The sequence below is a fragment of the Blastococcus sp. SYSU DS0669 genome (assembly GCF_054050895.1).
On sequence record NZ_JBJHAE010000027.1, the window covers coordinates 32,997 to 41,975 of the forward strand.

Below are 8,979 nucleotides of genomic sequence, written 5' to 3' on the forward strand. Positions count from 1 at the left end.
CGGCCGGTGGTGCATGCGGGTCCTCAAGATGAGCACGGTCCGTTATCGGAACGAGACTATCGTGTTCGGAGCCCCGGGGAAGGCCGTCGGCGTGTCCACCCTCACGCCACCCGGCAGGGGCCCCCGAGCGTGCGCGGGCCACCGGCGGGCAGCATGGACCCGGCACCATGGAACGGTCCGCCCACCCCGAACCCCTGAGGAGCACGCCGCCGGTGAGCGACGTATGGCTCAACATCGTCATGGTCGTCGTCTTCATCATGATCGGCGGCGCGTTCGCCGGTGCGGAGATCGCGCTGGTCTCGCTGCGGGAGTCGCAGGTGCGGGCCATGGCCGAGCAGGGTGGCCGCCGCGGTCAGGCGGTGCAGAAGCTCCTCGGGGACCCCAACCAGTTCCTCGCCGCCGTGCAGGTCGGCGTCACCCTCGCCGGGTTCTTCTCCGCCGCGTTCGGTGCGAGCACCCTGTCGGCGCCCTTGGCCGACTGGCTGCAGACGCAGGGCGTGGGCGAAGGGCTGGCCGGCACGCTGGCGCTGGTCCTGGTCACCGTCGCGATCAGCTACGTGTCCCTCGTCGTCGGCGAGCTGACCCCGAAGCGGCTGGCCCTGCAGCGGGCCGAGGGCTTCTCGCTGATGGTCGCCGCCCCGCTGAACGCCATCGCCAAGCTGTCGCGGCCGATCATCTGGCTGCTCTCCAAGTCCACCAACGGACTCGTCCGGCTGGTCGGAGGTGACCCCAAGGCCAGCGGTGAGTCGATCAGCCAGGAGGAGCTGCGCGACCTGGTCGCCGCGCACGAGTCGCTGAGCAGCGACGAGCGCCGGCTCATCGACGAGGTCTTCCGCGCCGGCGAGCGCGAGGTGCGCGAGGTGATGACGCCGCGCACCGAGGTCCAGTTCCTGGAGGCCTCGATGACCGCCAGCCGCGCCGCCAAGCTGGTCGCGGAGTCGAACTGGTCGCGGTTCCCCGTCGCGGGCCAGGACCAGGACGACGTCGTGGGGTTCGTGCACGTGCGCGACCTGTTCCTGCCCAACCACCCGGCGGGACGGGCGGCGACCGTGGGTGACCTGGCCCGCCAGGTCACCCGGTTGCCCGGCACCGCCGCCGTCCTCACGGTGCTCAGCGAGATGCGCCGGGACAACCAGCACCTCGCGATCGTCGTCGACGAGTACGGCGGCACGGACGGCATCGTCACCCTCGAGGACCTCATCGAGGAGGTCATCGGGGAGATCTACGACGAGTACGACGAGGAGGTCGCGCCCGAGGCCCGGCAGGCGCCCGACGCGCCGCGCGAGGTGGACGGCCTGCTCAACCTCGACGACTTCGCCGACGCGACCGACCTGCGGCTGCCCGAGGGGCCGTACGAGACGGCTGCCGGTTTCGTCCTCGCCGAGCTGGGCCGGCTGCCCGAGGTGGGCGACACCGTCGAGGTCGAGGGCCGCAGCATCGAGGTGCTCGAGCTCGACGGCCGGCGGATCGCGCGCCTGCGCGTCGGCCCACCGCCGGCCCCCGCCGTCCCCGAGGACGCCTCGGAGTCGACCGAGGCGAGCTAGCCCAGAGCTAGCCCCGGCGGGCCTGGGCGACGTCCCAGGCGTCCCGGACGATGCCGACCAGGTCGGTGTGCTTCGGGGCCCAGCCCAGGTCGGCGCGGAGCCGGTCGCTGGAGGCCACCAGCTGCGCCGGGTCGCCGGCCCGTCGCTCGCCGATCGTCACCGGGATGGGGTGGCCGGTCACCTCGCGTGCCGCCTCGACGACCTCCTGCACCGAGAAGCCGGTGCCGTTGCCCAGGTTGTAGATCCGGTGCTCCCCGGCCGCCGGCGCGGGCAGCGCGAGCAGGTGCGCGTCGGAGAGGTCCTCGACGTGCACGTAGTCGCGGATGCAGGTGCCGTCGGGGGTCGGGTAGTCCTGGCCGTAGACGGTCATGGACTCCCGCTGCCCGGCCGCGACCTGCAGCGCGATCGGGATGAGGTGGGTCTCCGTGGCGTGCCGCTCCCCGAGCCCGTAGGCGGCGCCCGCGACGTTGAAGTACCGCAGGCTCACCGCGGCGAAGCCGTGGGCGACCGCGTACGAGGTGAGCATGTGGTCGACGGCGAGCTTGGAGGCCCCGTACGTGTTGGTCGGCCGGGTCGGCGCGTCCTCGCGGATCGGCACCTGGTCGGGCTCGCCGTAGGTGGCCGCGGTGGAGGAGAAGACGATCCGCCGGCAGTCGGCGGCCCGCATCGCCTCCAGCAGCGCGAAGGAGCCGCCCACGTTGGTGTGCCAGTAGTCCTCGGGCTGCTGCTGGGAGACGCCCACCAGCGACCTGGCCGCGAAGTGCAGCACCGCCTCGGGGCGGACCTCGGCGAGCACCGGCGCCGAGTCGTGCAGCGACACCTCCGCCAGCGCCGCGCCCTCGGGCACCGCGTCCGCGTGCCCGGTGGAGAGGTCGTCGAGCACGGTGACCTCGTGCCCCCCGGCGAGCAGGGCGGCGGTCACTACGCTGCCGATGTAGCCGGCGCCGCCGGCGACGAGTACGCGCATGGGGCACACCCTAGAAGGGCGGGCCCCCGGGAGGTGGAGGTCCACGTGGTCAGTGCCCGACCGGCGGTGCAGTCGCTCCCCGCGTACCGGCCCGGCCGCAACCCGGCCGACCTCGCCCGCGAGATCGGCGTCGAGCGCGCCGTGAAGCTCGCCAGCAACGAGGTGGCGTTCCCGCCACTGCCCGCCGTCGTCGAGGCGGTGAACACCGCGGTCGCCGGCACCAACCGGTACCCCGACAACGGCGCCGTCGTCCTCACCGGGGCGTTGGCCGAGCGCTACGGCGTCGACCCCGCCCAGGTCGCCACCGGTTGCGGGGCCGTTGCCATCTGCCAGGAGCTCGCCCAGGCCTACAACGACCCGGGCACGAGCATGGCCTTCGCCTGGCGCTCCTTCGAGATGTACCCGCTGCTGGCCCGCGTCGCCGGCGCCCGCGCGGTCCAGGTGCCGCTGGTGCCGGGCCGGCCCGGTGGGTCGCCCGACACCCACGACCTCGAGGCGCTCGCCGCGGCGCTGGATGACAGCACCCGGCTGGTGTTCGTCTGCAACCCGAACAATCCCACGGGCACCGCGGTGCACCGCGCGGAACTGGAGCGCTTCCTCGACGCGGTGCCGGCGGAGACGCTGGTCGTCCTCGACGAGGCCTACCGCGAGTTCGTCACCGACCCGCGGGTGCCCGACGGCGTGGAGCTGATGCGCGGCCGGCCCAACGTCGCCGTGCTGCGCACCTTCTCCAAGGCCTGGGGGCTGGCCGGGCTGCGCGTCGGCTACCTGCTCGCCGAGGACCCCGCGGTCGCCGAGGCCGTCCGCAAGACCCACCTGCCGTTCAGCGTCGGCATGGTCGCCCAGGCGGCGGCGGTCGCGGCGCTGGCCAGCGAGGACGAGGTGCGGGCCCGGTGCGCCGCCGTCGTCGCCGAGCGCGAGCGGCTGACCGCCGCCCTGCGGGACCGGGGCCTGGAGGTCTCCGACAGCCAGGCCAACTTCGTCTGGCTGCCGACCGGCGAGCGGACGGCGGAGCTCGCGGCCGCGCTGGAGTCCCGTGCGGTCATCACGCGCCCGTTCGCGGGCGAGGGCATCCGGGTCACGGTGGGCACGCCCGAGGAGGACGACGTCTTCCTGGCCGCGCTCGACGACGCGCTGCCCGACGCGCTCCGCTGACCAGCGCTGACCGGGCCGTACCGACGGCCGGCGCCCGGGCGGAACGGGGGAGCCCGGAACGGACGGCGGCCCCGGCTGGTTTGATGGCCGACGTGGCTCTTCCCCGCGTCCTCTCCGGCATCCAGCCGACGGCGGACTCCTTCCACCTCGGGAACTACGTCGGCGCCCTCCGGCAGTGGGTCAGCATGCAGGAGGACCACGACGCCTTCTACTGCGTCGTCGACCTGCACGCGATCACCCTCGAGCAGCCGGACCCGGCCGTGCTGCGGCAGCGCACCCTGGTGTCGGCGGCGCAGCTGATCGCCCTCGGCGTCGACCCGGCCCGCAGCACCCTGTTCGTGCAGAGCCAGGTGCCCGAGCACGCCCAGCTGGCCTGGGTGCTGCAGTGCCTCACCGGCTTCGGGGAAGCCAGCCGCATGACGCAGTTCAAGGACAAGAGCACGCGCGAGGGGGCCGGCCCGACGTCGGTGGGGCTGTTCACCTATCCGGTGCTGCAGGCCGCCGACATCCTGCTGTACCAGGCCCACCGGGTCCCGGTGGGGGAGGACCAGCGGCAGCACCTGGAGCTCACCCGCGACCTGGCCGGCCGGTTCAACGGCCGGTACGGCGAGACCTTCACGCTCCCCGAGGCCTACATCCCCGCCGGCGCCGCCAAGATCCTCGACCTGCAGTCGCCGGACAAGAAGATGAGCAAGAGCCTGCCGCCGGCGGGCTGCGTCAACCTGCTGGACGACCCGAAGGTCACCGCGAAGAAGATCCGCTCCGCGGTCACCGACACCGGGCGGGAGGTCGTCGCGGACCCCGAGGGCAAGCCCGGCGTCACGAACCTGCTCACCATCCACTCCGCCTTCTCGGGGCGGAGCATCGCCCAGCTCGAGGAGCACTTCGCCGGCCGCGGCTACGGCGACCTGAAGAAGGAGCTCGCCGAGGTCGTCACCGACGCCCTCGCCCCCGTGCAGCGGCGCACGGCCGAGCTGCTGGCCGACAGCGCCGAGCTGGAGCGCCTGCTCGCCGCGGGCGCCGCGCGGGCCCGCGAGGTGGCCGGCCGCACGCTGGCCGCCGTGTACGAGCGGGTCGGCTTCCTCCCACCGGCCGGGCCGGCGGCATGAACGACGACACCTTCGTCGGCCGGCTGGCGACCGGACCGGAGACGGCGGTGCTCGGGGTGATCGTGCCCGTCCCCGAGCCCTGGTCGGCGCTGCTGGTCGACTGGCGCACCAAGGTCGGCGACCGGCAGGCGGCGCTGGTGCCGCCGCACGTGACCCTGCTCCCGCCGACGGAGGTGCCGGTCGCGGACCGCGACGCCATCACCGAGCACCTCGCGGCCGTCGCCGCCGCGCACCCGCCGTTCGACATGCACCTGGCCGGCACCGGCACCTTCACGCCGGTCTCCGACGTGGTCTTCGTGACCGTTGCGCGGGGGATCGGCAACTGCGAGCTGCTGGCCAACGACGTCCGCCAGGGCCCGCTCGCCCGCTCGCTCTCCTTCCCGTACCACCCGCACGTCACCGTGGCCCACGACGTGCCGGCGGACATGCTGGAGCTCGCCTACTGCGGGCTGCAGGACCTCTCGGCCGAGTTCCGGGTGGAGCACTTCACCGAGTTCGAGCAGTCGGCGGCCGGCAGCTGGGTCGTCGCCCGCGAGTACCCCCTCACCGGCCCCGCGCACTGAGCCGGCACCGCGTCAGGACCCTGCGAGGGGACGGGGCAGGCCCCAGACTCGGGCGGTGAGCTCCACCCCCACCCGCGAGGCCCCCGACCAGGAGGCAGCCGTCCGGAAGGGGTGGCCGTCGCGCGCGTGGGACCGCGTCGAGAGGACGGTCGACGCCGCCCGCCGGCGGTCGCCCCGGCTGGACCACGTGGCCCGGGCCGGCGGGCGCTACCGGCGGACGCAGGGCGACCTCATGGCGGCGGGCGTCACCTACTTCGTCTTCCTGGGGCTGTTCCCCGTCCTGCTCCTGGTCGCCTCGGGCATCGGTCTCGTGCTGGCCGGGGACGAGCTGCTCCAGCGCGAGCTCTACGAGGCCATCCGCACCACCTTCCCGGGGAGGACCGGAGAGGACCTCGTGGCCGACCTGCGCGGGGCGGTCGGCTCCGCCGAGGTGGTCGGCGTGATCGGGCTGGTCGGCTTCGTCTACGCCGGCCTCCGGGCGATGGACAAGCTGCGCATCGGCATGGAGCGCATCTGGAAGGGGCGCGCCGAGGAGCCGGAGTTCCTCCGGGACAACGTGCAGGACCTCCTGGCCCTGCTGCTGCTCGGGGCGGTCGGCCTGTTGAGCCTCGCGCTGACAGGTGTCGCGACGGGGGCGACGTCGTGGCTCCTCGGGGTGCTCGGGCTCGAGGGCGCGCCAGGCCTCGCGCTGCTCGCCACGGTGGCGAGCCTGGCGCTGGCGTTCCTGGGCGACGTCGTCGTCTTCCTGTGGCTGCTCAAGGTGGTCCCCTCCACCCCGCACCCCGTGCGCCGCCTGCTGCCCGGGGCGCTGTTCGGCGCGGCCGGCTTCGAGGTGATGAAGCTGATCGGGAACCTCTACCTCTCGCTGATCTCCGGCAGCGTGACCGCCTCGGCCTTCGGTGGCGCGGTCGGCATCCTCGTCTGGATCAACATCGTCTTCCGGTTCGCCTTCTTCACCGCTGCCTGGACCGCCACCCTGCCGGCGGTGGAGGCGGCCGGCCGGCCACCGGAGCGGGAGACGGCCGGCGACGTCGACGCACGATCGCAGTGACCGCGCCCAGCCCCACCCCGGCGAGGACGGCGAGGGCCCACGGAGCGGGAGCCGGCTGCGCCTCGGAGGCGGCGAGCGCCGTGCGCCGCAGCGACGGGGAGGGCGCGGTGCTGGTCGGCGGCGGGGTCGGCCGCGGGGTCGCGGCGACCAGATCACCCGGTCGGACCAGCCGCCCGACCCCGGGGACGGCGGCCGGGACGGCGAACCCCCAGTCGAGCAGGCGGGCCGCCTGGTCGGCCGCGGTCAGCGGCCGGTTCTCCGTGTCCAGGACGCTGACCACCAGCCGGCGGCCGTCGCGCTCCGCGGCGGTGACGAAGGTGTGGCGGGCGGCGTCGGTGAAGCCGGTCTTGCCACCCAGGTTGCCGGGATACGTCGTCCGCAGCGGGTTCTGGTTCTGGATCTGGTAGCCGGGGAACCGGCCCTCCACCGCCGGCATGTCGGCCGTCGGGACGCGCAGCACCTCGGCGGTGACCGGGTCCTCCACGAGCGCGCGGAAGATCAGCGCCAGGTCGTACGCGGAGGAGGACTGCCCGGCGACGTCGAGGCCGGAGGGGGAGCCGGCGACCGTGTCGTAGGCCCCCAGCGCGGCCGCCGTGCGGTTCATCTCGGCGAGCGTGGCCGCCTCACCGCCGAAGGCCCGCGCCAGGGCCGTCGCGGCGTCGTTGCCCGACTGCAGCACCAGTGCCCGGAACAGCAGCGGGACGGGGTACTGCCCGCCGGCGACCAGCCCCACGCGGCTGCCCTCCACGCGCTCGTCCTCTTCCGTGCCGACCACCACCTGGCCCGGGTCGAGCCGGTGCGCGAGCGTCAGGAAGGTCAGGGTCTTGAGCGTGCTCGCCGGGTAGTAGCGCCCGTGCGGGTCGCGGGCGGCCAGGACGGCGCCCGAGCCGGCGTCGGCGACCAGCCACCCGGACGCGGCGAGGCCGTCGGGGAGCGGGGGAGCGCCGTCGGCGACGACCACGCCCCGTGTCCGCAGCCGCTCGCCGCCCACCGTGCTGCCGTCGGGCGCGGTGCCCCGGGGTGGCAGGGCGGTGCGCGGCGCGGTCGGCGTGGGCGCAGCCGGGTCGACCGTGGGGCGCGGCGCCGCCGTCGGTGTCGAGGTCGGGAGGGGACCCGCCACGGCGGGCGCCGGCCCGGCCGCGATCGCGAGGACAGCGGCGGCGGCCGCCAGCCAGGTCGCCCGTCGTCCTCCCACGACGAGGAGGCTAGGCGGACGTGAGGTGGGACACGGGCCCCAGGGGAGGCGCGGCCCCGAACGGAGGAGTGTTCGCAACGATCGGGTCTCAGTCCGGGCGAGAGGTGGTAGCGGGCCCCGTCACCGCGGTTAGCGTCCGGGGTCGTGCCCCCTGCGGGCCACCCCTCGGGGCGGCTCCGGGGCGCGAGCAACCCACACCCGGGAGAGCCCGCCATGCGGCGGGAGCTTCCCCCAGAAAAGGAGACCGTCTTGCGCCGAGCGCGGATGACGAAGGCCGCGGCGCTGCTGCTGGCCGGCAGCCTGGCCCTGGCGGCCTGCGCGAGCGACGAGGAGCCCGCGGCGGGCGGTGGTGACACCGGCGGTGGTGCCGCCGCGGAAGGTGGACCGCAGGTCGGCCTGGCCTACGACGTCGGCGGCCGTGGTGACCAGTCGTTCAACGACTCGGCGTACGCCGGTGTCGAGGCGGCGATCACGGCCCTGGACGGCGAGGTCCAGGAGTTCAGCCCGAACGACGACGGCTCCGACCGCGTCGAGGGGCTGGCCAACCTGGCGGAGGCCGGCTACGACCCGGTCATCGGCGTCGGCTTCGCCTACGCCGAGACGATCGCCGAGGTCGCCGAGGAGTTCCCCGACACCACGTTCGCCGTCGTCGACTCCTCCGTGGCCGACATGGGCCTGGAGAACGCGACCGGCCTGCTGTTCGCCGAGGAGCAGGGCTCCTTCCTCGCCGGCGTCGCCGCCGCGCTGAAGAGCGAGACCGACCACGTCGGCTTCGTCGGCGGCGTCGAGATGCCGCTGATCCAGAAGTTCGAGGCCGGCTTCACGGCCGGCGCCAAGGCCGTCAACCCGGACATCCAGGTCGACGTCGAGTACATCTCCCCCGCCGGTGACTTCTCCGGCTTCGGTGACCCGGCCCGCGGCCAGATCCTGGCCCGCAGCATGTACGACGCCGGCGCGGACATCGTCTTCCACGCGGCGGGCGGCTCGGGCAGCGGCGTCTTCCAGGCGGCCGCCGACACCGGCAACCGGGCGATCGGTGTCGACTCCGACCAGTACCAGACCGTCGACGACCCGGCGCTGCAGGCGGTCATCATGACCTCGATGCTCAAGCGGGTGGACAACGCGGTGGAGTCGTTCATCACCGACTACTCCGAGGGCAACGTCCAGGGCGGCATCGACATCCTCAACGACCTGGAGAGCGACGGCGTCGGCCTGGCCACCTCGGGTGGGCAGATCGACGACATCCAGCAGCAGATCGAGGACTACCGCCAGCAGATCATCTCGGGCGAGATCACGGTCCCGACGACCCCGTGAGCCAGGGTGGGGCGGGCCGCGCGCTGCCCGCGGCCCCCCCCCGCCCACAACCCCCCGGGGGGGGCCGGGGGGGGCCCGCGC

8 protein-coding genes are annotated in these 8,979 nt (G+C 74.2%); 6 read left to right on the plus strand and 2 right to left on the minus strand.

The window, feature by feature from the left end; translation table 11 throughout:
• Positions 1–212 precede the first annotated feature (212 nt).
• On the plus strand, positions 213–1,544 hold the full coding sequence (locus tag ACI792_RS18960; protein ID WP_456579592.1) for a hemolysin family protein: 1,332 nt from the start codon (positions 213–215) through the stop codon (positions 1,542–1,544).
• Between the two features lie 7 nt (positions 1,545–1,551).
• Here the strand turns inward: ACI792_RS18960 and galE are convergent, their stop codons facing one another.
• A complete protein-coding gene (gene galE, locus ACI792_RS18965; RefSeq protein ID WP_456603965.1) occupies positions 1,552–2,511 on the minus strand; it encodes a UDP-glucose 4-epimerase GalE in 960 nt (319 codons plus the stop codon).
• Positions 2,512–2,556: 45 nt separating this feature from the next.
• Between galE and hisC the strand changes: the two genes are divergently transcribed.
• The 4 genes from hisC to ACI792_RS18985 all read left to right on the plus strand — a co-directional run bounded on the left by hisC (position 2,557) and on the right by ACI792_RS18985 (position 6,389).
• Positions 2,557–3,666, plus strand: a complete 1,110-nt coding sequence (hisC, locus tag ACI792_RS18970; RefSeq protein WP_456603966.1) for a histidinol-phosphate transaminase — start codon at positions 2,557–2,559, stop codon at positions 3,664–3,666.
• 83 nt (positions 3,667–3,749) lie between these two features.
• On the plus strand, positions 3,750–4,775 hold the full coding sequence (gene trpS / locus ACI792_RS18975) for a tryptophan--tRNA ligase (RefSeq protein WP_456579589.1): 1,026 nt from the start codon (positions 3,750–3,752) through the stop codon (positions 4,773–4,775).
• On the plus strand, positions 4,772–5,338 hold the full coding sequence (locus ACI792_RS18980) for a 2'-5' RNA ligase family protein (RefSeq protein WP_456603967.1): 567 nt from the start codon (positions 4,772–4,774) through the stop codon (positions 5,336–5,338). Before trpS ends, ACI792_RS18980 begins: the two co-directional genes overlap by 4 nt.
• Before the next feature lie 55 nt (positions 5,339–5,393).
• Complete coding sequence (locus tag ACI792_RS18985) at positions 5,394–6,389, plus strand: YihY/virulence factor BrkB family protein (RefSeq protein WP_456603968.1); 996 nt, start codon at positions 5,394–5,396, stop codon at positions 6,387–6,389.
• Here ACI792_RS18985 and ACI792_RS18990 read toward each other — a convergent pair.
• Positions 6,292–7,584 carry a D-alanyl-D-alanine carboxypeptidase family protein gene (locus ACI792_RS18990; RefSeq protein ID WP_456603969.1) on the minus strand — a complete coding sequence of 431 codons (1,293 nt, stop codon included), beginning with the start codon at positions 7,582–7,584 and terminating at the stop codon, positions 6,292–6,294. The two genes, ACI792_RS18985 and ACI792_RS18990, sit on opposite strands and share 98 nt — an antisense overlap.
• A 249-nt stretch (positions 7,585–7,833) precedes the next feature.
• Between ACI792_RS18990 and ACI792_RS18995 the strand changes: the two genes are divergently transcribed.
• Positions 7,834–8,898: a BMP family lipoprotein gene (locus ACI792_RS18995; RefSeq protein WP_456579585.1), complete on the plus strand. Its 1,065-nt coding sequence runs from the start codon at positions 7,834–7,836 to the stop codon at positions 8,896–8,898.
• Positions 8,899–8,979 lie beyond the last annotated feature (81 nt).